Annotated in this window: 23 protein-coding genes and 1 pseudogene; 10 read left to right on the top strand and 14 right to left on the bottom strand. The window is 74.7% G+C overall.

What is annotated here, in order from left to right; all coding sequences use genetic code 11:
* The first annotated feature begins 344 nt into the window (after positions 1–344).
* Complete coding sequence (locus ABZ719_RS20345; RefSeq protein ID WP_366726573.1) at positions 345–2,726, top strand: SpoIIE family protein phosphatase; 2,382 nt, start codon at positions 345–347, stop codon at positions 2,724–2,726.
* A gap of 195 nt (positions 2,727–2,921) precedes the next feature.
* On the opposite strand, the gene ABZ719_RS20340 is transcribed toward ABZ719_RS20345, so the two are convergent.
* Positions 2,922–3,485: an RNA polymerase sigma factor gene (locus ABZ719_RS20340; RefSeq protein WP_366726572.1), complete on the bottom strand. Its 564-nt coding sequence runs from the start codon at positions 3,483–3,485 to the stop codon at positions 2,922–2,924.
* A gap of 45 nt (positions 3,486–3,530) precedes the next feature.
* Between ABZ719_RS20340 and ABZ719_RS20335 the strand changes: the two genes are divergently transcribed.
* From ABZ719_RS20335 to ABZ719_RS20320, 4 genes and pseudogenes are all read left to right on the top strand, one after another.
* The gene (locus ABZ719_RS20335) at positions 3,531–4,973 is read left to right on the top strand and encodes a serine/threonine-protein kinase (protein WP_366726571.1); all 1,443 of its coding nucleotides are present in this window, start codon (positions 3,531–3,533) and stop codon (positions 4,971–4,973) included.
* Positions 4,974–5,141: 168 nt separating this feature from the next.
* Positions 5,142–5,873, top strand: coding sequence for a DUF4232 domain-containing protein (locus tag ABZ719_RS20330; RefSeq protein WP_366726570.1), 732 nt, complete (start codon positions 5,142–5,144; stop codon positions 5,871–5,873).
* Positions 5,874–5,986: 113 nt separating this feature from the next.
* Positions 5,987–7,237 carry an SLC13 family permease gene (locus ABZ719_RS20325; RefSeq protein WP_366726593.1) on the top strand — a complete coding sequence of 417 codons (1,251 nt, stop codon included), beginning with the start codon at positions 5,987–5,989 and terminating at the stop codon, positions 7,235–7,237.
* Between the two features lie 29 nt (positions 7,238–7,266).
* Positions 7,267–7,752 (top strand): annotated as a pseudogene (locus ABZ719_RS20320) (universal stress protein); the annotation flags it as partial.
* A 136-nt stretch (positions 7,753–7,888) separates the two neighbouring features.
* On the opposite strand, the gene ABZ719_RS20315 reads toward ABZ719_RS20320, so the two are convergent.
* The 4 genes from ABZ719_RS20315 to ABZ719_RS20300 all read right to left on the bottom strand — a co-directional run bounded on the left by ABZ719_RS20315 (position 7,889) and on the right by ABZ719_RS20300 (position 11,094).
* Positions 7,889–8,857, bottom strand: a complete 969-nt coding sequence (locus tag ABZ719_RS20315; protein ID WP_366726569.1) for an aldo/keto reductase — start codon at positions 8,855–8,857, stop codon at positions 7,889–7,891.
* Between the two features lie 128 nt (positions 8,858–8,985).
* Positions 8,986–9,543 carry a flavoprotein gene (locus tag ABZ719_RS20310; RefSeq protein ID WP_366726568.1) on the bottom strand — a complete coding sequence of 186 codons (558 nt, stop codon included), beginning with the start codon at positions 9,541–9,543 and terminating at the stop codon, positions 8,986–8,988.
* Between the two features lie 78 nt (positions 9,544–9,621).
* Positions 9,622–9,837 carry a ferredoxin gene (locus ABZ719_RS20305; protein ID WP_366726567.1) on the bottom strand — a complete coding sequence of 72 codons (216 nt, stop codon included), beginning with the start codon at positions 9,835–9,837 and terminating at the stop codon, positions 9,622–9,624.
* Positions 9,838–9,849: 12 nt separating this feature from the next.
* Positions 9,850–11,094: a cytochrome P450 gene (locus ABZ719_RS20300; RefSeq protein ID WP_366726566.1), complete on the bottom strand. Its 1,245-nt coding sequence runs from the start codon at positions 11,092–11,094 to the stop codon at positions 9,850–9,852.
* A gap of 696 nt (positions 11,095–11,790) precedes the next feature.
* On the opposite strand from ABZ719_RS20300, the gene ABZ719_RS20295 reads away from it, so the two are divergent.
* The gene (locus tag ABZ719_RS20295) at positions 11,791–12,240 is read left to right on the top strand and encodes a nitroreductase family deazaflavin-dependent oxidoreductase (protein WP_366726565.1); all 450 of its coding nucleotides are present in this window, start codon (positions 11,791–11,793) and stop codon (positions 12,238–12,240) included.
* Positions 12,241–12,406: 166 nt separating this feature from the next.
* On the opposite strand, the gene ABZ719_RS20290 is transcribed toward ABZ719_RS20295, so the two are convergent.
* Positions 12,407–13,630: a cation diffusion facilitator family transporter gene (locus ABZ719_RS20290; protein WP_366726564.1), complete on the bottom strand. Its 1,224-nt coding sequence runs from the start codon at positions 13,628–13,630 to the stop codon at positions 12,407–12,409.
* A gap of 112 nt (positions 13,631–13,742) precedes the next feature.
* Here ABZ719_RS20290 and ABZ719_RS20285 point away from each other — a divergent pair, with 112 nt between their 5' ends.
* Positions 13,743–14,771, top strand: coding sequence for a glutathione S-transferase C-terminal domain-containing protein (locus ABZ719_RS20285; RefSeq protein ID WP_366726563.1), 1,029 nt, complete (start codon positions 13,743–13,745; stop codon positions 14,769–14,771).
* Positions 14,772–14,895: 124 nt separating this feature from the next.
* Positions 14,896–15,195: a DUF4235 domain-containing protein gene (locus tag ABZ719_RS20280; RefSeq protein ID WP_037851159.1), complete on the top strand. Its 300-nt coding sequence runs from the start codon at positions 14,896–14,898 to the stop codon at positions 15,193–15,195.
* A 123-nt stretch (positions 15,196–15,318) separates the two neighbouring features.
* Here ABZ719_RS20280 and ABZ719_RS20275 read toward each other — a convergent pair whose 3' ends face one another.
* Positions 15,319–15,498, bottom strand: a complete 180-nt coding sequence (locus ABZ719_RS20275; protein WP_366726562.1) for a hypothetical protein — start codon at positions 15,496–15,498, stop codon at positions 15,319–15,321.
* A 160-nt stretch (positions 15,499–15,658) separates the two neighbouring features.
* Between ABZ719_RS20275 and ABZ719_RS20270 the strand changes: the two genes are divergently transcribed.
* Both ABZ719_RS20270 and ABZ719_RS20265 read left to right on the top strand, forming a co-directional pair.
* The gene (locus tag ABZ719_RS20270; protein ID WP_366726561.1) at positions 15,659–17,284 is read left to right on the top strand and encodes an amidohydrolase; all 1,626 of its coding nucleotides are present in this window, start codon (positions 15,659–15,661) and stop codon (positions 17,282–17,284) included.
* A 162-nt stretch (positions 17,285–17,446) separates the two neighbouring features.
* On the top strand, positions 17,447–17,866 hold the full coding sequence (locus tag ABZ719_RS20265; protein WP_366726560.1) for an anti-sigma factor antagonist: 420 nt from the start codon (positions 17,447–17,449) through the stop codon (positions 17,864–17,866).
* Here ABZ719_RS20265 and ABZ719_RS20260 read toward each other — a convergent pair.
* From ABZ719_RS20260 to ABZ719_RS20230, 7 genes are all read right to left on the bottom strand, one after another.
* Entirely contained in the window at positions 17,832–18,803 is a 972-nt protein-coding gene (locus tag ABZ719_RS20260) for a ribose-phosphate diphosphokinase (protein ID WP_366726559.1), read from the bottom strand. The two genes, ABZ719_RS20265 and ABZ719_RS20260, sit on opposite strands and share 35 nt — an antisense overlap.
* Positions 18,804–18,866: 63 nt before the next feature.
* A complete protein-coding gene (locus tag ABZ719_RS20255; protein WP_366726558.1) occupies positions 18,867–20,648 on the bottom strand; it encodes a complex I subunit 5 family protein in 1,782 nt (593 codons plus the stop codon).
* The gene (locus ABZ719_RS20250; RefSeq protein ID WP_366726592.1) at positions 20,648–20,995 is read right to left on the bottom strand and encodes a sodium:proton antiporter; all 348 of its coding nucleotides are present in this window, start codon (positions 20,993–20,995) and stop codon (positions 20,648–20,650) included. The genes ABZ719_RS20255 and ABZ719_RS20250 overlap by 1 nt, the downstream gene beginning before the upstream one ends.
* Positions 20,996–21,014: 19 nt before the next feature.
* The gene (locus ABZ719_RS20245) at positions 21,015–21,755 is read right to left on the bottom strand and encodes an MnhB domain-containing protein (RefSeq protein WP_366726557.1); all 741 of its coding nucleotides are present in this window, start codon (positions 21,753–21,755) and stop codon (positions 21,015–21,017) included.
* Entirely contained in the window at positions 21,752–22,015 is a 264-nt protein-coding gene (locus ABZ719_RS20240) for a hydrogenase subunit MbhD domain-containing protein (protein WP_366726556.1), read from the bottom strand. The genes ABZ719_RS20245 and ABZ719_RS20240 overlap by 4 nt, the downstream gene beginning before the upstream one ends.
* Complete coding sequence (locus ABZ719_RS20235) at positions 22,008–22,460, bottom strand: monovalent cation/H+ antiporter complex subunit F (protein ID WP_366726555.1); 453 nt, start codon at positions 22,458–22,460, stop codon at positions 22,008–22,010. Before ABZ719_RS20235 ends, ABZ719_RS20240 begins: the two co-directional genes overlap by 8 nt.
* Complete coding sequence (locus tag ABZ719_RS20230) at positions 22,457–22,639, bottom strand: hypothetical protein (RefSeq protein ID WP_366726554.1); 183 nt, start codon at positions 22,637–22,639, stop codon at positions 22,457–22,459. The genes ABZ719_RS20235 and ABZ719_RS20230 overlap by 4 nt, the downstream gene beginning before the upstream one ends.
* Positions 22,640–22,969: the final 330 nt, after the last annotated feature.

Raw genomic sequence — 22,969 nt, 5'->3', positions numbered from 1 at the left:
GCCAGGCTCCTCGCCGGCCTACGCCGCCCGGCGCGGGTCCCCGCGGCCTGCGCATGAGCCACCGCCGTGTCAACGGCGACGCCGCGGTCGTCCTGTTCCGGGGCGAGGCGCCCTTCGCGGTGACGGTCCTTGACCCCACCCCCGAGGGTGACCGGTCCGCGGAGTGTTCATCGTCCGTCCCCGACCGGGGCGGCCGTCCCGCACCCGCGCCCACCGGTCCCCGTCTTCACGGATCCTTCTCGGCCCTTGCCGGGGGCGGCCGACCGCACGGAGCCGGTACGCACTACGCTGGAACGCGAGTGACACACCTGATCACTGTGAGTGTGCGCGATGGAGTGACGAGGATGAGTCCGGTCCATCCGGTCGACGACGCCGCCACGGCGCGGGCCGTCGTCGACGAACACGGCGACCTCGTCGAGTGGAACGAGGGCGCCCGCCGGCTGCTCGGCTGGGCGCCGGACGAGGTTCTGGCCAGGCCTGCCGCGAACCTGCTCGCGGACGGCGTGCCGACCGCCCTGCCCGCGGGACACCGCTGGAACGGCACGCTCAGCCTGCGCCACCGCGAGGGGCACGCCGTGTCCGTCTGGGTGCTGGCACACCACCGGCACGCGCGGGACGGCGGCGACTGGCTGGTGGTCACCCCGCTGGAGGGCGGCGACCGCGAGGCACCGGACGATCCGCTGGCGCGGGTGGAGCTCGTCCAGTCCCCGTGCGCCGTCGCGGTCTACGACGAACGGCTGCGGCTGCGCGCGGTCAACGACGCCATGGCCGAGGTGCTCGGCGTCCGCGGGGAGCGGCTGCGGGGGCTGCGGCTGTCCGAGATCGGCGGCGGACCGCAGAGCGAGGACGTCGAACGGCACATGCTCCAGGTCCTGCACACCGGCCGCGGGCACGACGTGCGGACGTACGCGCCGGTCGGCGGCGACGGACGGGTGAGCGCCTGGATGGCCCGCATGTCCCCGGTCACCGACCCCTCCGGCCGGGTGCGCGGCGTGTGCGTCGCCGCCCACGACTTCACCGAGCAGTACCGGGCCCGCGAGCGGCTGCACCTGGTGAACGAGGCCAGCGTGCGCATCGGCACGACCCTTGACGTCACCCGGACGGCGCAGGAACTCGCCGACGTCTGCGTCCCCGCGCTCGCCGACTTCGTCAGCGTCGACCTGGTGGATCCGCCCGGGCACGGCGGTGAACTGCCCATCGGCACGCTGAGCGTGCCGGCCGCGCTGCGGCGCGTCGCGCACCGCTCGGTCACACCGGGCGAGCCCGAGGCGGTGACCCCTCTCGGGCAGAGCGAGGTCTACCCGGCCGCCTCGCCGCAGGGCGCCTCCCTGCTGTCGGGGCACGCGATCGTGGTGTCCGAGAACTCGGGCGACCTGGAGAAGTGGCTGGCGTGGAACCCGGAGCGCAGCCGGCGCGTCGGCCGGCTCGGCGTCCACTCCACGATGTCGGTGCCGATCCGTGCCCGGGGCGTGACGCTCGGGGTCGCCGTCTTCACCCGGTTCGCGCAGACCGCCCGGTTCCTGCCCGACGACGTGCTGCTGGCCGAGGAGGTCACGGCACGGGCCGCCGTCTGCATCGACAACGCCCGCCGCTACTCCCGCGAACGCGAGACGGCCCTCGCCCTGCAGCGCAGTCTGCTGCCGCGCACCCTGGCGCGCACGGCCGCCGTGACGGCGGCCTCCCGCTACCTCCCGGCGGCCCGGGCCGGTGTCGGCGGCGACTGGTTCGACGTGATCCCGCTGTCCGGGATGCGGGTCGCCCTGGTCGTCGGGGACGTCATCGGGCACGGGGTGGGCGCCTCGGCCACCATGGGGCGGCTGCGCACCGCCGTGCGCACCCTCGCGGACATCGACCTGGCCCCCGACGAGCTGCTGACCCACCTCGACGACGTGGTCGCGCGGATGTCCGCGGAGGCCGACGGCGAGGAGCGGGGGCGCCCCGGCGAGGTCGGCGCGACCTGCCTGTACGCGGTGTACGACCCGGTCTCACGGCGCTGCACGCTGGCCCGAGCGGGGCATCCCGCCCCGGTGCTGGTGCCGCCGGACGGCCCGCCCCGCGGGATCGAGCTGCCGCCCGGCCCTCCGCTGGGCCTGGGCGGGCTGCCGTTCGAGTCGGCCGAGCTGGATCTGGCCGAGGGCAGCGTGCTGGCGTTCTTCACCGACGGGCTGGTGGAGAGCCGTGAGCGGGACGTGGAGGACGGTCACCGGCTGCTGCGCGAGACGCTGGCCGAGCGGGGGGACTCCCTGGAGGAGACCTGCGACCGCGTGCTGCACGCGCTGCTGCCCGCGGGCAGCCCGTCGGACGACGTGGCCCTGCTGCTCGCCCGCACGCGGGGGCTGCCCCCGTCCCAGGTGGCCACCTGGGACATCCCGGCGGACCCGTCGCTGGTGGCGCCGGTCCGCAAGCAGGTCCTCGACCGGCTGGAGGTGTGGGGGCTGAGCGTGGCGGCGTTCACCGCCGAGCTGGTGGTGAGCGAGCTGGTCACCAACGCCATCCGGTACGGCACCCCGCCGATCAGGCTGCGCCTCATCCATGACGACACGCACCTGATCTGCGAGGTCTCCGACACCAGCAGCACCGCCCCGCACCTGCGCCGGGCCAAGACGTGGGACGAGGGGGGACGCGGACTGCTGCTGGTCGCCCAGCTCACCCGGGGCTGGGGAAGCAGGCACACCACCGAGGGCAAGACGATCTGGGCCGAGCTGAGCCTGCTCGACGACGAGTGAGAAGTGACGAGCGGGCCGAGGGCGGCCCGGGATCCGGTGGGACGCGGCCGGCCAGCGGGCGGCGCAGGTGACCGGGTGCCCGGCGAGACCGACGGCCCGCGCGGCCGGAGACGGCCGGTGCCGGGTGGCCGGTGCGGGGCGCGGGTGGCCGGTGCCGGTCCAGGGCGTGTCCGGCCCGTCTCCGGCCCGTCGTCTTCAGGGCGTGTCCGGCACGTCGTCCGACAGCCAGGGCCTGACCTGGCGGCGCGCCGCGTGCAGCCGCGACTTCAGCGTGCCCAGCGGGATCCCCGCCCGTTCGGCGGCCTCGGCGTAGTCCAGCCGGCAGATGTCCCGGTACACCAGCGGCGCCACCAGATGGGGGTGCTCCCGCTCCAGCCGTTCCAGCGCCTCCAGGAGGTCGATCCGGGAGCCCGCGATGACACTGGTGGTGCGCGGGTCGACGTGCTGGGCCGGTTCGATCGCGGCGGGCTGCTCGGCGGCGCGGCGCCTGAGCTCGCGGTACTTCTGGCGGCAGCAGTTGGCGACGACCGTGTAGAGCCAGGTGCTGAACCGGCTGCGGCCCTCGAAGGCGGTGATCCGCCGGGCGAGCTGGAGCAGCACGTCCTGCGCGGCCTCCTCCGCGTCCTCCCGGCAGGGCAGGAAACGCCCGCAGCGCCGCACCACCTCGGGGCGGATCTCCCGCAGCAGTTCCTCCAGCGCCCCGCCGTCGCCGGCCGCGGCCCGCCGGGCGAGTTCTTCGGTCGGCGCCGCATCGGGCACGACGGACCTCCTCGGAGTCGATCTCGCAGCAGGCATGATAGTGCCATGCACTCCGTCGGACGGATCGGCCGCTACCGGCTCGAACGGCGCCTGGGTACGGGCGCCTTCGGCACGGTGTGGCTGGCCCACGACGACGAACTGGACGCCCCGGTCGCCGTCAAGGTCCTCGCCGAGAACTGGTCGCACCGCCTGGACGTGCGGGAACGGTTCCTGTCCGAGGCCCGGCTGCTGCGCAAGGCGGCCTCGCCGCGCGTGGTACAGGTCCACGACATCGGAGAACTGCCCGACGGCAGACCGTACTTCGTCATGGAGTACGCCGACGCCGGCACCCTCGCCGACCTGCTCGCCGCGGGTCCGCTGCCGCTCGCCGAGGCACTGCGGCTGACCGCGCTGGCCGCCCGGGCCGCGCAGGCGCTGCACGAGGCGGGCGTCGTGCACCGGGACATCAAGCCGAGCAACGTGCTGCTGCGCACCGCGCCGGACGGGACCCGGCGGGTGCTGCTCGCCGACCTGGGGCTCGCCAAGAGCCTGGCCGAGGCCTCGGGGCTGACCCTGGCCGCCGGTTCGGCCGGGTACCGGCCGCCCGAGCAGGCGGAACCGGGCGCGGGCATCGACGCGCGGGCCGACGTCTACAGCCTGGGCGCGGTCGGCTACGAGCTGGTCACGGGCACGGTTCCCGGCGCGCCGGGCAGGATCGTGCCGCCGCGGCGGCTGCGGCCCGGTCTGGACGCGGGGGTGGCGCGCACGCTCCTGCGCGCGCTGGAACCGGACCGTGAGCGGCGCTGGCCGAGCGCCGAGGCGTTCGCCCGGGAACTGGAGCGGGCGGCTGCGACGACGGCGGGGGCGACGGACGGGGCGGACGGGGCCGCCGTGGCGGCGGAGGCGGGGCGGGCGGAGCCACCGGCCGCCCGGCCGCGCGGGCGCCTTGCGTGGCGCGGGCGGCGGGCGGCCGTGGCGGCGGCCGTCGTGGCTGTCCTCGCCGCCGCGGGCGTCGCCCTGGCGCTGGTGCTGCGGCCGGCGGCCCCGTCCGGGGTGCGGGTGACGGACGCCACCGGCCGCATCGAGCTGCGGGTGCCGGACGGCTGGGGGCGGCAGCTGCGGGACTCCGGCTGGGACCCGCGGTCGCTGGGGCTGCCCGCCGGGCACGAGCCGGGGCTCGCCGTGGCCGACGACCTGGCGCGGTGGCAGGATCTCGGCACCGGGGTGCGCGGCGTGTTCGTCGGGCTGAGCGGGCCGGGCGACGTCACCGCCCGGGTGGACGCCGTGGACCATCCCGGCTGCCGCTACGAGGGGAGCCGGGCCTACACGGGTGACCGGTGGCACGGCCGGATGCGCACCTGGAGCGACTGCCCCGGCGGGAGCCGGCTCACCGAGGCGGCGCTGGCCCCGGCCGGCTCCGCCCGCCCGCCCCGGGTGTACGTGCAGATCCGGCAGCGCGACGGCGACGAGGCGACCGACCGCATAGTCCGCTCCCTGCGGGTCACCTGACCCCGTACGAGTGAACGTGGCGCGGGCCGGCAAGGGGAAGAACGCTTCGGGAGGAATTCCCCGGAACCGCGAACTTTCCGCCCGGTCCGCGCATCGGACCTCATGTCGGCGCACCAGGCGCCGGACGCACGCCCCGAGCGCGTGCGACGAAGACGAGGAGCGTGGAACATGGCGCACACGTCCCCTGCCCACCGCCGCGGTGCCCTGCTCGCCGGTTCGGTGGCCGTACTGGGTCTGCTGACCGCCTGCGGCAGCGCGGACGGCACGTCGGCCGGTCCGCAGAAGGTACCGGGCCCCGCCGCGCCCGCGACCGGCGGCGGCACGAGCGGCGCGGCGCCCGTCACGAGCGACACCCCCGGCACCGCCACCTCCGCGCCTGGCGGCACCGCCGCCACCCGGCCGGGCTCCTCCCCCGCCACCGCCGCCCCGGGCCGCGGCACGGGCACGCGCGAGGGGAACGCGACGGGCACGACGGCGCGCAGCACCCGCTGTCACACCTCGCAGCTGAGGGCGGCGGTGGGCCGGAACGACCCGGGCGCCGGACAGGAGAACTTCCCCGTGGTGCTCACCAACACCTCCGGCCGCACCTGCACGGTGCACGGTTATCCGGGCGCCGCCTTCGTGGACGCCGCCGGCAGGCAGCTGGGCCCGGACCCCAGGCGCGAGACGGGCTCGCCCGCCACCGTGACGCTGCGCCCCGGGCAGAGTGCGTGGGCCGGCCTGACGTTCTCCAACCCCGAGGTGAGCGAGGCGAGGACCGCCTCGCCGGCGGCGCTGATCATCACCCCGCCCGACGAACGCGACCACCTCACGGTGCGGTGGACGGCCGGCCGGGTCCCGGTGGGCGGGAACTCGTCCTCGGTGTTCCTGACGGTCCTCGGCCCCGGCACCGGCCCCTGAGCCGCCGCCCGCCGGTCCCCGGTCCGCCCGGGACCCCGCACGTGCGCGCGGAGCTGACACGCGGGTTTGCTTTGATGTGCGAGCACCGCTGACCGCCTCCGGAGGACCGAGCCCTGAACACCGCGTTCGCAGAGACACTGTCCGTCGTCCTGCTCGTCGCCGTCCTCGCCTGGGCCGTGGTGCGGCCCTTCGGCTGGCCGGAGGCGGCGCTCGCCGTCCCCGCGGCCTGCGTGGCCGTCGCCACCGGGGCGATCTCGCTCGGCCACGCGCGCGAGGAGGCGCAGCAGCTGGGTCCGGTGGTCGGGTTCCTGGCGGCGGTGCTGGTCCTCGCCCACTTCTGCGACGTCGAGGGGCTGTTCCAGGCGTGCGGGGCGTGGATGGCCCGCCGGGCGCGGGGCCGTCCGGTGCGGCTGCTGACGGCGGTGTTCGCGCTGGCGTCGGCGATCACGGCCGTGCTCAGCCTGGACGCCACGATCGTGCTGCTGACCCCGGTCGTGTTCGCCACCGCGGCGCGCACGGGCGTGCGGCCCAAGCCGCACGTGTACGCCTGCACCCACCTGTCCAACACGGCCTCGCTGCTCCTGCCGGTCTCCAATCTGACCAACCTGCTGGCGTTCGCGGCGAGCGGGCTGAGCTTCACCCGGTTCGCCGCGCTGATGGCGCTGCCGTGGCTGGTGGCGATCGCCGCCGAGTACGTGGTCTTCCGCGGATTCTTCGCCCGTGACCTGGCGGCCTCGGCGCCCGCCCCGGACACCGGCGAGGCCCCGGCGTTCCCGGTGTTCGCTCTGGTCACCGTGGCCTGCACGCTGGCCGGGTTCGTGGTGACGTCCACGTTCGGCGTCGAACCGGCCTGGGCGGCGCTGGCCGGGGCGCTGGTGCTGGCCGGGCGGGCGCTGGTGCGGCGCCGGGCCACGCCGCTGACCGTGGTGCGGGCGGCGGCGCCGGCCTTCCTGGCGTTCGTCCTGGCGCTCGGGATCGTGGTCCGTGCGGTGGTCGACAACGGGCTCGCCGACGCGCTCGGGCACCTGCTGCCCGGTGGCACGGGCCTTCCCGCGCTGCTCGGGATCGCCGCGCTCGCGGGGCTCCTGGCCAACCTGATCAACAACCTCCCGGCGGTCCTGGTCCTGCTGCCGCTGACCGCCCCGGCCGGGCCGGGCGCGGTCCTCGCCGTGCTCCTCGGCGTCAACCTCGGCCCCAACCTGACGTACGCCGGTTCGCTGGCGACCCTGCTGTGGCGGCGGATCGTGCACCAGCACGAACACGAGGTGGACCTCAAGGAGTTCACCCGCCTGGGTGTGCTGGCCGTGCCGGCCACGCTGGTGCCCGCGGTGGTGGCACTGTGGGGGGCGCTGCAGATCCTGTGAGACACCCGAACGGCTGAGGAGGCCGTCGTATGCGTGTGATCGCCTGGCTCGTCGAGGGCACCTGGCCCGCCTGCGTGGACGCCGTGCGCGGCCATGCGCCGGACTCGTCGGAGGTGGTGCTGCTGCACGTCAGCGGGGCCGAGGTCCCGGCCGTGGCGCACGGTGCGTTCGCCGGGCTGCTCGGCCGGGGGCATCCGGAGCGGGATCCGGGGGACCGGCTGGCCGACCTCGGCGGGGCGTCGGCGGCCGGGCTGCTGGAGGCGGCGGCGGCCCGGCTCGGGCGGCCGTGCACCCGGCTGGAGCGGGCGGGGCGGGCCGAGCGCGAGGTGGTGGCCGCCGCCGGGGACGCCGACCTGCTGGTGCTGGCCCGTGACGGCGACCGCGACCGGCTCGGGCCGCGCAGTCTGGGGCCCGCCGTGCGGTTCGTCGTCGACCACGCACCGTGCCCGGTGCTGCTGGTGTGGCCGGAAGCCGCACCGGACCTCACGACGCTGCCGCCGCCCCCGCCGCCGCACCCGGGACCGCCGCACGGCGAGCCGGGCCACCGGGGGCCGGACCGCCCCGGACCGCCGCCCCCGGAGCCCCCGCACGGCGAACCCCCGCACCCGCACCGGCCGCCCCGGCACCGCTGAATCCGCCGGGCGGCGCCGCTCAGTGGCCGCTGACCTCGTGCGGGGTGTAGGGGCGCGCCAGTTCGTCGAGTTCCTTGTCGCTCAGTTCGAGTCCGACCGCGGCGACCGCGTCCTCCAGGTGCCCGGGCCGGGCCGCGCCGACGATCGGCGCCGTCACCGTGTCCTGGTGGAGCAGCCAGGCGAGCGCCACCTGGGCGCGCGGGACACCGCGCTCGGCGGCGATGCGGGTGACGGCCTCCACGATGGCCCGGTCGCCCTCCGGGTAGAGGGTGCTGCCGAAGTTGTCGGTGGCGCTGCGCCCGGTCTCGGTGCCCCAGTCCCGGGTGAGGCGGCCGCGGGCGAGCGGGCTCCAGGGCAGGACGCCGACGCCCTGGTCCGCGCAGAGCGGCAGCATCTCGCGCTCCTCCTCGCGGTAGAGGAGGTTGTAGTGGTTCTGCATGGAGACGAAGCGGGTCCAGCCGTGCGCCTGCGCGGTGTACTGGGCCTTGGAGAACTGCCAGGCGTACATCGAACTCGCCCCGATGTAGCGCACCTTTCCCGCCCTGACCAGGTCGTGCAGCGCCTCCATCGTCTCCTCGACCGGCGTGTGCGGGTCCCAGCGGTGGATCTGGTAGAGGTCGACGTATTCGGTGCCGAGGCGGCGCAGGCTGTGGTCGATCTCCGTCATGATCGCCTTGCGGGACAGGCCGGCGCCGTTGGGTCCGGGCCGCATCCGGCCGTGCACCTTGGTGGCGAGCACGATGTCGTCACGGCGGGCGAAGTCCCGCAGGGCCCGGCCGACGATCTCCTCGCTGGTGCCGTCGGAGTAGACGTTGGCCGTGTCGAAGAAGGTGATCCCGGCCTCCAGCGCCTGCCGGATCAGCGGCCGGGACGTCTCTTCGTCGAGGGTCCACTCGTGCGTGCCGCGCTCGGGCACACCGTAGGTCATGCAGCCCAGACAGATCCGCGACACGTCCAGGCCCGTCGAACCGAGTTTCACGTACTGCATCGTTGCTGCTCCCGTCTTCGGGTGGTTGCCAGGGAGAGCGTAGGCCGCATCCGATCATGACGGTCGGCCGGGCCGGATGCCGGACGCGGGCGGCGGTCGTGGCGGGCCGGGCCGGGGGGCGCGGGAGGTCAGGGCCGCGGCCGGTCCGCGTCGAGCAGGTCGAGGGCCTGTTCCCAGCCGAAGTCCGGCCGGGTGCCGTCCTCGCGGGGTGCGCCGGTGTACCGGTCGCCGATGCGCACGCCCATGCCGCGCAGGCGGGCCAGACTGTCACGGTAGGCGGGGTGGACGGCCAGCGCGTCGGCCACGCAGGGCAGGACGGCGACCGGGACGCCGAGGCCGTGGGCCTCGCACAGGGTGGCCACGGCGAGGGTGTCGGCGATGCCCGCCGCCCACTTGTTGACCGTGTTGAAGGTGGCGGGCGCGACGGCCACGGCGTCCGGCGGCGGGAAGGGGCGCGGGTCGGCCGGGGTGCGCCACCGGGAGCGGACGGGGCGGCCGGTGCGTTCCCGGACGTCCTCGGTGTCGAAGAAACCGCCCATGGCGGTGGGCGTCGCGATCACGCCCACCGCCCAGCCGCGCGCTCGGGCGGCGGCGACCAGGGTGCCGACGCCCACGGCGACGCCGGCGGCGCAGACGACGACGTAGAGGAAGGGTTTCGCGGGTGTCTCCCCGGCCGGTTCGGTCACCCGCGGCACCCTACCGCCGCACGGCCGGGGCGGGCCGCGGCCTGCCCCGGCCCGGCTTCCCCGGCCCTGTCGTCCCCCTCACCCCAGGGGCTGGGCGCCGTCCTTCTCGGTCACGGTGATCGCCGCGACGGGGCAGGCCCGCGCGGCCTCCCTGACCATGGGGTCGCCGCCGCCGTCCTCCCGGCCGGGCAGCAGGGTGCTGAAGCCGTCGTCGTCCTGGGTGAACACACCCGGGGCGGCCAGGGCGCACTGGCCGGCGCCGATGCAGCGGTCCTTGTCGATGTCGATGCGCATGGGAGCAGCCTCTTACCAGGTCACGGGGAGTTCCAGCATTCCTTGGATCGTGTCGCCGGGTTTGAAGGGGATCTCCTGCGGCGGGGCGGCCAGCCGCAGTCCGGGCAGCCGGGCGAACAGGGAGCCGAGGGCGATCTCCAGTTCGGTGCGGGCGAGGTTCTGGCCGAGGCACTGGTGGATGCCGAAGCCGAAGGCGACGTGGTGGCGGGCGGGCCGGTGGAAGTCCAGCTCGTCCGGGGCCTCGTAGAGGGACCGGTCGCGGTTGATGACGGAGGTCGAGAAGATCACGCCGTCCCCGGCTTTGATGGTGGTGCCCGCCACCTCGATGTCCTGGTCCGCCTGGCGCAGCAGTCCGTCGGCGATGGAGAGCATCCGCATCAGTTCCTCGACCGCGACGGGCAGCAGCGCGGGGTCGGCGCGCAGCTCGGCCAGCCGGTCGGGGTGCTGCAGGAGGGTGTAGGTGCCCAGCGAGATCATGTTGGCGGTGGTCTCGTGGCCCGCGATGAGCAGGATGATCGCCAGGGAGACGACCTCGGCGCGGTCCAGTTCGCCCTCGCCGAGCCGCTGCTGGACCAGGTCGTCCAGGACCCCGTCGCCCGGTTCCTTGCGCTTGCGGTCGACGAGGTCGCCCAGGTACGCCTCCAGCCGGTCGCGCGCGTCCAGCACGTCGGCCACGTCCGGGCCGCGCAGCAGCCGGCGGGACTGCTCCTCGAAGAACTCGTGGTCGGCGTAGGGGACGCCGAGCAGTTCGCAGATCACCATGGAGGGCACGGGCAGGGCGAAGTCCCGCACGAGTTCGGCGGGCGGCCCCTGGTCGGTCATCCGGTCGAGCAGGCCGTCGACGATCCCCTGGATCCGGGGCCGCATGGTGGTGGCGCGCTTGAGGGTGAAGCTCGGGATCAGCATGCGCCGCTGGGTGCGGTGCTCGGGGTCGTCGACACCGAGGAGGGCGGTCCTGCGGTCGCGCACCCCCGCCAGACGGGCGGTGGTCACCGGGAATCCGTCGCGCGTGCGGTCGCTGGACAGGCGCGGGTCGGCGAGCAGTTCGCGGGCGAGGGCGTGCCCGGTGACGAGCCAGGCCGGGCGGCCGTCGTAGAGGGTGATGCGGGCGAGCGGGCGGGTCTCGCGCAGGGGGCCGTAGCCGGTGGGCGGGTGGTAGGGGCAGGTGCGGTCCTGCGGGAAGGCCACGGCGTCGGCGGTCCCGGCGGGGTGGGGGGTCTCGACGGTGCGGGGGGTTTCGATGGTCGGGTCCGGCATGGAAGACCTCGCAGACGAAGGGTGCGTCGTGCCGATCTTCATTAGATGCCTGGGGCATCTATAGGGCGACGCGAAGTTCGGCCACATCGGCGATCTGCCGGATCTGGCCGGGAAGCGCCTCTTCCGCTTCATGGTCCGATTGTCCCCGAGCGGGCCTGGGCGCACGATCCGGCCATGTCCGCCCGCACCGTGCCGCCGCCCCTGTCCGCCGCCGTCCTCGGGCCGGCGCACCGCCAGCGCCGTGCGCCGTGATCCGGGCGCGGGCGGTGCGGACGGCCTGGTCGGCGGACTCCCGGGGCGGTGGGCCGGGCCGAGGGCCCGCGCGGTGACCGCACCGTCCGCGGAGGACGTGGTGGCGCAGGACCGGGCCGCCCCGCGCGGTGCGGTGCGGCGCGGCACCTGGCGTGATACGGCCGTCCGGGGGACCCCGGCACCTGCCGGATCCCGCCGGGCACCACGGCGCTGTGACCATCGGCCGGATTCCCGCCCTGTCCCCCGAGACGACGGCACGGGCCGGGCATGGGCGAGGGGGAACGCGGTAGGGATGAATCGTCCGTGCGCCGGTGTTGCAGCACGGCGGACGACCGGGGACCCGCCGGGCAGGCATCAGGACCGACGGATCAGAACCAGCGGATCACCGGCCGACGGAACAGGACCGACGGATCAGGACCGACGGATCAGGAGAGGACGGACGTCATGCCTCTGGAGGGCGAGTACGAGCCCAGCCCCGCCGCGTGGGTGCGGGAACAGGTGGAGTTGTACGAGAAGTCCGGCGGGACCGAGGGAACCACGCTGATGGACACGGGGCTGCCCGTCATCGTGCTGACCACGCGCGGTGCGCGCAGTGGCCGGATCCGCAAGACGCCGCTCATGCGGGTGGAGCACGAGGGGCGTTACGCCGTGGTGGCCTCGCAGGGCGGCGCGCCCAAGCACCCGTTCTGGTACTTCAACCTGCTGGCCGACCCGCGGGTCGAGCTGCAGGACGGCCCGGTGAAGCAGGACATGACGGCCCGTGAGGTCACCGGCGAGGAGAAGGCCGAGTGGTGGGAGCGGGCCGTCGCCGCGTTCCCGCCGTACGCCGAGTACCAGGAGAAGACCTCGCGGGAGATCCCGGTCTTCGTGCTGGAGGCGACCGGCGGGCACTGAGACCGGCCCGGGACCGGCCGGGACGGCCCGGGACCCGCCGGGACGAAAGGGGAACCGGCGGGGCCGGCAGGGGAACCGGCCGGGGCGGCCGTCGTGGGCGTACGTCCGTTCCGGGCGGATGCCGGTCCGGCAGGCATGGACCGGCCGTGCGGCGGGCACCCGTCTGTCAGGCCCCGCCGCGTTCCCCCGTCGCGGCGGGGCTCTTTTGTGCCTCCTGGGCCGGGCGGTCGGTCACGTCGAGGAAGATCTGGTCCGCGACGGGGACGGTGCGGGCGATCGACTCCTTGATGCGTACCGCGACCTCCTCGACCCGTTCGCTGTCCATGCCGGGCGCCAGGTCGACCCGGGCGGCCACCAGGACCGAGTCCAGGCCCAGTTTCATGGTGAGCAGCGCCTCCACGCTGTCGATCTCGGGCTGCGCCCGCAGCAGACTGCGGATCCTGCCGCTGAGTTCGGGGTCCGCGGCCTCCCCGATCAGCTGGTCGCGCGCGTCGCGGCCCAGCCGGTAGGCGACGTAGACGAGCAGCGCGCCGATGGCGAGGGAGGCGGAGGCCTCCCACACGACCTGGCCGGTGACCATGTGCAGCGCCATGCCGGCAATGGCGAGCGTGACACCGAGCACCGCGGTGCCGTCCTCGGCGACGACCGTGCGCAGCGCGGGGTCGCGCAGGCCGCCCGCGCCGCCCTCCCCGCGCACCTGGTGCACCGCCCGCAGCAGGGAGGTCCCCTCGGCCAGCAGAGCGACACCGAGCACGACGAGACCGACCACGTAGCCGGTGAAGTCCTCCTCCGCGCCGTTGCGCAGTGCCTCGACGCCCTGGAAGAAGGAGAAGCAGCCGCCCATGACGAAGATGCCGACAGCCGCGAGGAGCGACCAGAAGAACCGCTCCTTGCCGTAGCCGAAGGGGTGGCGCCGGTCGGCGGGGCGGCGGCTGCGGCGCAGCGCGGCCAGCAGGAAGATCTCGTTGAGGCTGTCGGCGACGGAGTGGGCCGCCTCGGACAGCAGGGCTGGCGAGTGCGCGACGAGGCCGCCCACGGCCTTGGCGACCGCGATGACCAGGTTGGCCGCGAGCGCCACCAGGACGGTGACCCGGGTCTTCCGGTCGGCGGCCGGTCCCGGGTCCGGTCCGGAGGCGCCGGAGGTGTCGGAGGAGCCGGTCGCCTCGGAGGTCTTTGCGGTGCCGGTTGCCGCGGAGGTGCCGGTCGTCTCGGTGGTCCCGGAGGCGCCGGGCGCCCGGGGGGCCTCGGAAGTCCCCGCGGCGCCGGTCGCCTCGGCATGCTCGGTTCTTTCGGCGGTATCGGCGCTCCCGCCCGTGCGGGCGGTCTCGGCGGTGTCAACTGTGCTGGCTGCGCCGGGCGTCTCGGCCGGCTCGTCGGGTGTCCCGTCCACGTTCGCCGACTGCCCCCGTCGGTGCGGATCACACCGTGCCGCCGGCCGATTTCGGGGAACGCGTTCACCAGCGCACCTCACCGGTGCGCCGCGACGGCAGGGAGGAACGGGCATGGACGACGGAGCCGACCGGGACGACGGCAACCGCTCCTACGGCCACAAGTCATTCAAACGTTCGAAGAGCCATTTCGCCGACCGCATCACCGCGGACGGACGGGAGGGCCACCCGGTGGCGGCCGGACGGTACCGGCTGGTGGTCAGCCGGGCGTGTCCCTGGGCGAGCCGGGCCCTGGTGTCACGGCGGCTGCTCGGGCTGGAGGACGCCCTGTCGCTGGCCGTGGTCGATCCGGTGCAGGACGACCGCAGCTGGCGGTTCACCCTGGACCCCGGCGGCCGGGACCCGGTGCTCGGCATCCGCTACCTCAGCGAGGCCTACGACCGGCGGGAGACCGGCTACCCCGGCGGGGTGAGCGTCCCGGCGGTCGTCGACGTGTCCAGCGGCGCGCTGGTCACCAACGACTACCAGCAGATCACCCTCGACCTCGCCACCGAGTGGACGGCCCTGCACCGGCCCGGGGCGCCCGACCTGTATCCGCGGGCGCTGCGCGACGAGATCGACACGGTGATGGCGCAGGTCTACGAGGACGTCAACAACGGCGTCTACCGGGCGGGTTTCGCCACCAGCCAGCAGGAGTACGAGGCGGCGTGCGAGGGCGTGTTCGGCCGGCTGGAAGCGCTGGCCCAGCGGCTGGAACGGCAGCGCTACCTCGTCGGCGACACGATCACCGAGGCGGACATCCGGCTGTTCACCACGCTGGTCCGCTTCGACGCCGTGTACCACGGGCACTTCAAGTGCACCCGCTGGAAGCTGACGGAGAACCCGGTGCTGTGGGCGTACGCCCGCGACCTCTTCCAGACGCCGGGTTTCGGGGACACCGTCGACTTCGACCACATCAAGCGGCACTACTACCAGGTGCACACCGGTATCAATCCCACCGGCATCGTGCCGCTCGGGCCGGACCTGTGCGGCTGGCTGACGCCGCACCGGCGCGAGGAACTCGGCGGCCGGCCCTTCGGCGAGGGGACACCGCCGGGCCCTGTGCGCGACGCCGAACGGGTACCGCCCCGGGGCAGGCCCTGACGCCCCGGCGGCCACGGCGGCGGCGACATCCGCAGGCGTCGCAGCCGCCGTAACCGCCCCGCCCCCCCTTGACCGCTGCCTGCCGTACCCGCCGTATCCGCTGTCCCTGCAAAGGAGGACTCAGGTGGCCAAGAAGAAGAACAAGCTCCCGCTCGTCTACCAGCCCGTCGGTTTCGTGCTCGGCTGGGCCGGCGGCGCGCTGGCCGGGAAGGCGTTCCGCACGACGTGGAAGGCCTTCCGGCACGAGGACGACGCCCCGGACGCGCTGGACGAGGACCGCCGCTGGGGCGAGATCCTGCTCGCCGCCGCCGTGCAGGGCGCGCTGTTCGCCGTGGTGCGCAGCGCGGTGGACCGCGCGGGCGCGGCGGCCATCGCGCGCTCGACCGGGGTCTGGCCCGCCAAGAGCGCGGACGGCCGCGACTGACCCGAACGGCGGGGACCGACGCGAACGGCCGGGACCGACCCGAACGGCCGGAACACCGCGCTCCTGCTGCCTCCCCGCCGCCCCCCGCGGGTCCGGGCCCCGTTGCCGGACTCTCGGGGGGGCTCAGTCGTCTTCTGCGGCGCGGACCTCCTCCAGGCGGGCCGCCGCCGCGTCCGGCAGGAGTGCCCGCACGTCGTGACGCCGCTCGCCGGTGGGGCGCCAGGCGCGCAGCGGGCGGCCGGTGAGTTCGTCCGCGAGGGCGGGCATCAGACCGTCGGTGTGGCGCAAGCAGCGGTACAGCATCTGGCACCTCCGGCGCTTCTGGCGCCTCCGGCGCCCTCGGTGCGGCTCGGGAGGCACCTTGTGACAACACCGTTGACCTGTCGTGCGGGCCGGCGGTTTCATGTGCGTGCACGGGGCCGGCAGGGCCCCTCCCCCGGGCCGCGGTCCAGGAAAGGCACTCATGCACGCAGATCTCCTCTTCACCGGCGGTCCCGTCCTCACCCCGGCCGGCCGCACCGCGACCGCGGTGGCCGTCACCGGCGACCGCATCACCGCCGTCGGACACGACGAGGTACGGGAGCTGGCCGGGCCGCGCACCGAGGTCGTCGAGCTGGCCGGGCGGCTGCTGCTGCCCGGTTTCCAGGACGCCCACGTCCATCCGGTGCCGGCCGGGAGGGAACTGGCCCAGTGCGACCTGACGGGGGCACTGACCGCCGAGGAGACCGTGGACCGCGTGCGCGCCTACGCCGAGGCCCACCCGGAGCGGGAGTGGATCCTGGGCGGCGGCTGGTCGATGGAGGCCTTCGAGGGCGGCACCCCGGCCAAGGAGCTGCTGGACGCCGTGGTGCCCGACCGGCCGGTCTACCTGCCCAACCGCGACCACCACGGCGCCTGGGTCAACAGCCGTGCCCTCGCCCTGGCCGGGCTCACCCGCGGCACGCCGGACCCGGCGGACGGGCGGATCGAGCGCGACGCCCGGGGCGAGCCGAGCGGCACCCTCCAGGAGGGCGCGATGCAGCTGGTCGGCCGCCACGTGCCGCCCGCCGGCCCCGCCGACCGGCTGGCCGCCCTGCTGCACGCGCAGCGCCGTCTGCACGCGCTCGGCATCACCGCCTGGCAGGACGCGCTCGTCGGAGACTTCCTGGGCATGGAGGACCCCTCCCAGGCGTACCTGACCGCCGCCCGGGACGGCTCGCTCACCGCCCGGGTGCGCGGCGCCCTGTGGTGGGACCGGGCGCGCGGTCCGGAGCAGATCCCCGAACTGGTCGAGAAGCGGGCCGCGTTGAGCCACGGCCGGTTCAGGGCCGGCAGTGTGAAACTGATGCTGGACGGGGTCGCGGAGAACGGGACGGCGGCGCTCCTGGAGCCGTACCTCGACCGCTGCGGCTGCGCCACCGCCAACCGGGGCACCCGGTTCATCGACCCCGGCCGCCTCCCGGAGTACGTCACCGCGCTGGACGCCCTCGGATTCCAGTGCCACTTCCACGCGCTGGGCGACGGGGCGGTACGGGACGCGCTGGACGCCGTGGAGGCCGCGCGCGCGGCGAACGGGCCGAGCGACACCCGGCCGCACCTGGCGCACCTCCAGGTGGTGCACCCCGACGACGTCCCCCGGTTCGCCCGGCTGGGCGCGACGGCCAACATCCAGCCACTGTGGGCCGCGCACGAACCGCAGATGGACGAGCTGACGATCCCCTTCCTCGGCGCCGAACGGGCCGGGTGGCAGTACCCGTTCGGGTCGCTGCTGCGGGCCGGGGCGGCGCTGGCCGCGGGCAGTGACTGGCCGGTCAGCAGCCCCGATCCGCTCCAGGGCATCCACGTGGCGGTCAACCGGCGCGAGCCCGGCGGCAGCGCGCCGGTGTTCCTGCCCGGTGAGCGCATCGGCCTGGCGGAGGCGGTCAGGGCCTACACGGCGGGATCGGCCCGGGTGAACCACCTGGACGACACGGGCGAGGTGCGCGAGGGGGCGCTCGCGGACCTGGTGGTGCTGGACCGTGACCCGTTCGCCGGTCCGCCGGAGGAGATCGCGGACACGAAGGTGCGGGAGACCTACGTGGGCGGGGTGCGGGTGTTCGCCGCCGAGTGAGGCGGGACCCCGCCGGGAGGCCAACGGCAATTCACAGACATATGTCAATCGAACATGCTGGAATTCACTCTAACGAGGGTAACTTGCAGGACGAGGGCGGGCAGTGCGCTCCCTGAGCGCGCCCCTGCCGCAGCGAACCCACCGGTTGGAGGCGAAGTCGTCGTGGCGAACGCACCCGCACCCGCGCCACCCGCCCGGCAGCTGCGCGTCCGCAGGCACCGCGGGTACACCGTGCTGGAGCTCCACGGGGAGATCGACATCGCCTCCGCGATGCGGATCCTGCCTCGCCTGGACCGGGTCACCGCCCGGCCGGGGGCGCGGGTGGTGATCGACCTGAGCGGAGTGGAGTTCTTCGACTGCTCCGGGCTGCGTCTGCTGCACCGGGCCCGGATCCGCGTCCTCGGCCAGGGCGGGGAACTGCTGCTGGTGTGCACGCACCCGCTGACCCTGCGGGTGCTCGCCGTCACCGGCCTGTCCCGGCACCTGCCCCCGCGGCCGACCCTGGACGCCGCCGTGGACGCCGCCCCCGCCCGGCCGCAGGCCCGCCCTACTCGTCCTGCGGCGCGTCGAAGAGCGCGCTGACCGACTCCCCGTTGTGGATCCGGCGCACCGCCTCGGCGAGCGCGGGGGCGATGGACAGCACCCGCAGCTTGTCCCCGTGGGCCCGGTACTCCTCGTGGCCCTCCACCGGCACCGGCACGGTGTTGGTGCACACGATCTCCAGCACGTCGCTCTGCTCGGTGAGCCGTTTCAGGGCGCCCGCCGCGAACAGGCCGTGCGTGCAGGCGATCCGGATCGAGCGCGGTCCCGACTCGCGCAGCCGGTCCAGGAGTTCCAGCACCGTGCTGCCCTTGGCGATCTCGTCGTCCAGCACGATGACGTCCCGCCCGGCGACGTCGCCGATGACCGAGCTGATCGTCACCCGGTCGTCGGCGTAGCGCTGCTTGGCGCCCGCGGCCACCTGGGCGCCGATCATCCGGGCGAAGGCGGCGGCCTCCTTGGCGTTGCCGAGGTCGGGCGAGACGACCGTGGTGCGTGTCAGGTCGTACTGCCTGAAGTGCGCGGCCAGTTCGCGCAGCGCGTGCAGGTGGTCGACCGGCACCGTGAAGAAGCCGTGCACCTGCGGCGCGTGCAGCGTCATCGCCAGGACCCGGCTCGCGCCCGCCGCGACCAGCAGATCGGCCACCAGCCGCCCGCCCAGGGAGATGCGCGGGGCGTCCTTCTTGTCGGAGCGGGCGTAGGAGTAGTGCGGCATGACGACGGTGATGCGCCCGGCGGAGGCGCCGCGCGCCGCGTCGCACATCAGCAGCAGCTCCACCAGGTGCTCCTGCACCGGTTTGACCAGGGGCTGGATCAGGAACACGTCCCGTTCCCGGCAGTTGGCCTGCAACTGCACCTCCAGGCAGTCGTTGGCGAACCGGCTGACCCGGGTGGGACTGAGCGGCACACCCAGGTGCGCGCAGACCTCCGCCGCGAGGTCGGGATGGGCACTGCCGCTGAACACCGCGATGTCTCGCACGATCCGCTCCTCGCATGATCATTCCGGACTGCCGGGGCTCATGCTACTGACCGGGCGGGAGGGTCACCCCAGGACGCCGGGCAGGGCCAGCGCGCCGAGCAGCGCGGCCCCGACCAGCAGCCAGGCCACGTAGTCGCCGACGTGCCCCGACTGCAGGCGCCGCAGCGGCAGCGCCCAGTCCGGTGCGCCCAGCAGCCCCGGGCGGGCCACGGCCACCGCGGCGAGCGCGACCGCCAGCAGCGTGGACAGCAGGTCCAGCAGGACACCGCTCGCCGCCCACTGCACCGAGGAGAACACCCCCCAGGTTCCGGCCTCGTCGACGGCGTGCCCCACCCGGCCGGCGAAGCCGGGGACCGCGCCGACGGCGAGCGCGGCGGCCAGCAGCACGGCCGGGACCGTGCGCATGGTCATCGGTACCTTGTCCAGCCGCTGCCTGGTCTCGGGCTCCTCGCCGGAGCCCGAGGTCTCGTCCCCGTCGCGTTCCCCGCCGTCGCGGCCCTCGGGCCGGGGGCCGAGCCCGAGGAAGACCCGGGCCGCGACGCGCAGCACCGCTCCCCCGGTGAGGGCGGAGGCCGCGACGTAGAGCACGGTGAGCGGGCCGCCGACGGCCTCCTCGCTCACCGCCTTGCCCAGGCCGGTGCCGAACGGCGGCAGCCCGGCCAGCGCCAGCGCCCCCACGGCGAACATGATCCCGACACCGCGCAGGCGCCGGGCGCGCCCGTGCAGGTAGAACTCGTCGACGCTGCCGTAGCGGTCCAGCAGGATGCCCGCGCAGGCGAACAGGGCGGCCTTCACCCCGCCGTGGGCGAGGATGTACAGCGCAGTCCCGTCGTCCGCCTCGGCCTTCAGCACGCCGATGCCGACCAGGAAGAGGCCGGTGTGGGAGATGGTGGAGAAGGCGAGCAGCCGCTTGATGTGCCGCTGGTACCAGCACATGACCGAGCCGACGGCCGCGGTCAGCACGCCGAGCACCACCAGCGCCCGCGTCGCGTCGGCGGCGGGGACGCCGCCCGGCCCGGAGAAGACGGTGCCGTACACCCGCCAGACACCGTAGACGCCGAGTTCCACCATCACCCCCGACAGCAGCATGCACACGGGGGTGGGCGCGACGGCGTGCGCGTCCGGCAGCCAGAACTGGAAGGGCACGGCGGCGGCCTTCACCAGCAGGCCGGTCAGGAACAGCACGAAACCGGCCAGGGCCAGCGCGTCGGGGCCGTGGTGCCCGGCGGCGGCGTCCAGTCCGCGCCCGATCTTCGCCATGGCCAGTTCACCGGTGCGGGCGTAGAGCAGGGCGAGGCCCATGAGCATGAAGTAGGCGCCGAGCGAGTTGACGACACCGAAGGTGAGGCCGCCCTGCACGGCCTTGGCCTCGTCGATGCGGTATCCGGTCAGCGCGTAGGCGATGACGCTCATCAGCTCGAAGAACACGAAGGCGTTGAACAGGTCGGCGGCGATCGCGAACCCGCACATGCCGCCCTGGAAGAGCAGCATCAGCGCGGGGAAGGAACCGGCGTGGCCACGCGGCGGCTCGTCGAAGTAGTGCCAGGAGTACGCCAGCGCGGCGAGCGTGAGCAGCGAGACGAGTGCCGCCATGCCGAGGCTCGCGCCGTCCCCGGTCACGACGATGCCGACGCTCTCGCCGCCCACCGGGAACCAGCCGCCCACCCACTCCGTGAGCGGCGGCGAGGAGCCGGCGAGCAGCCAGATCGCCAGCGCGGCGGTGCCGGCGCAGACCAGGGAGGCGAACGCCTCGGCGGCGGGGCGGGGCAGACGGCGCCCGCCGGCGACGAGGAGGGCCGCGCCCAGCAGCGGGACGGCGGGCAGCAGCGGCAGCAGACGGTGCATCAGCCGCGCAGCTCCCTCAGCTCGTCGGGGTCCACCGTGCCGTGCCGCTTGGAGATCTGCACGGTCAGCGCCAGCAGCAGCGCGGTGACCGTGGCGCCGACGACGATGTCGGTCAGCGTGAGCGCCTGCACCAGGGGGTCGACCACGGGCCGCGAGCCGGGCGCGATGTCGGAGAAGACGGGCGCGGTGCCGCCGTCGCGGTACCCGACCGCCAGCAGCAGGATGTACGTCGCCGACTGGCACACGGCCAGGCAGCCCACGGCGTGGATCAGGTTCCGGCTGGTGGCCAGGCCGTAGCAGCCGGCCAGGAACACATAGGCGGCCACCAGGTACGGCAGGACGTGCATGACGTCGCTCACGGCGCGCTCACTCCCCGTTCTCCTCCTCGATCTCGACGGCCTGGTCCAGGAAGCGGGCGAGCAGCACGACGACGGCGCAGGCGACCTCCATGCCGATGGCCGCGTTCAGCAGCGGGACGGTGCCCCCGGAGGACAGCGTGTTGAACGTGCCGTACGGCAGCAGGGTGTTGGCGAGGAACGCGGTGCCCGTGAGGACTCCGGCGAAGCCGAGTACCAGGTAGGCGCAGGCCGACAGCGCGTCGCCGATCTCGTACGCGTCGACGGGGCGGACGCGTTCGAGGGCGGCGTAGTCGGCGCCCAGGTACATCAGGTGCAGGGCGGTCGCGGCGACGACCCCGCCCTGGAAGCCGCCGCCGGGGCTGAGCTGGCCGTGGGCGACGACGTAGAGGCCGGTGACCAGCGCGACGGGCAGCACGGCCAGGGCCCAGTGGCGTACGGGGGCGGCGACCTCGGAGGGCAGGGGCGGATCGCGGTGTTCGTCGCGGGCCTGGCGCAGCAGGACGACGCAGCCGAGGACGGCCGCGAAGAGGATCGTCATCTCGCCCATCGTGTCGAAGGCGCGCTGGTCGAAGTTGACGGAGGCGATGGTGTTCGCGATGTGCCGGGTCAGGGAGGCGTCGACCGCGCGGTCGCCGTAGGGGTGCCACGGACCGCCGAACGCGGGCAGCCGCAGACAGGCCGCGACGAGCAGCGCGGCCAGAGCGCCGCCGCCGAGGAACACCAGCCACAGCCGGGCGCGCGGGGTCACTGCCTGCCGTTCTTGCCGTGGGCGGAACGCCGCCGGACCTTGCGGACGGTGAGCATGACGAGCAGCGGGGTGAGGGCGGAGCCCACGGCGAGCTGGGAGAGACCGACGTCGGGGGCCTGCAGGACGGTGAAGAGCACGGCGAGGGCGGTGCCGAGGACGGACAGGACGAGCGCCTGGCGCGCGGGGTCGCGGTTGGCGACCGCGGCGGTGGCGCAGCCCGCGACGGCGAGCAGGGCCAGGACGACGAGTGCGTCAGCCACCGTTCACCCCCGGGAAACCGCCGGACAGGGCCCGGGAGGCGAGGAGGTTCCCGCCGACCAGCAGCGCCCCGACGATCAGGAGCTTCACCATGGCCCGGCCGGGTCCGGTGACCACGCACAGCACCAGCACGACGGCCGCGCCGGCGAGGGCGCAGGCCCAGGTCGCCGCCCAGGCCCGCGGCGGATCCTCGGCGAGTTCGTCGGCGAGCAGCCGGGCGAAGACCAGGGTGCCGACCGGACCCAGCAGGGCCAGGAGCAGGGCGAGATCGACGTAGGAGGTGCGTCCGTAGCCCTGGGAGAGCAGGAGCAGACCGGGGCAGACCAGGGCGGTGGAGAGGTTCTGCGCGACGACGCGGCGCCCCAGCGGGCCGGTGGCGACGCCCCACAGGGTCGTGCCGAGACCGACGGCCAGGACGGCCGTCGCCGCGACGAGCCAGCCGTTCACCTGCGGCTCACCGCCCGCCGTCCGGCCCGTGCGACCAGCGCGCCCGCGCCCGCGGCGCAGGCGCCGACCACCCACTCCAGGGTGTAGACGGTGCTGATGAGCATGAGCCACAGCACGACGAGCGCGGCCCACCAGGCCAGCACCTCGCCCACCGCGAGGAGTGTCGTACGCGGGTTCAACCGGCACCTCCCCGGGCTGGTTCCGCTGCCGTGCTCTGTCTTGCCGTGCTCTGTCTCGCTCTGCCTTGCCGTGCTCTGTCTCGCCGTGCCCCGGCCCGCCGCGCGCTTCCTCGCCGTCCGTCGTTCCGCTGTGCCGTCACGTTGCCTGACGCCGTTTCCCCGGCATCCAAGCACCGCCCCGGCCGCGGGACGCGCGGCGGCGCGCGCATCCGGTGCCCGGATGCCCCGACAGCAGCAACGGAAACCGGCGGCCCGGCCGCGCCGCCGGGCTGCCGCCCCGGCATCCCGGAGACGTTCGCGGGTAACCGGCCCAGCAGCAGGCCGACTTGG

The sequence above is a fragment of the Streptomyces sp. NPDC006743 genome, from assembly GCF_040703815.1.
In the GTDB taxonomy this organism is placed as follows: domain Bacteria; phylum Actinomycetota; class Actinomycetes; order Streptomycetales; family Streptomycetaceae; genus Streptomyces.
Note: the sequence above shows the minus strand (reverse complement) of the source record. Positions and strands in the feature narration are given on the sequence as shown.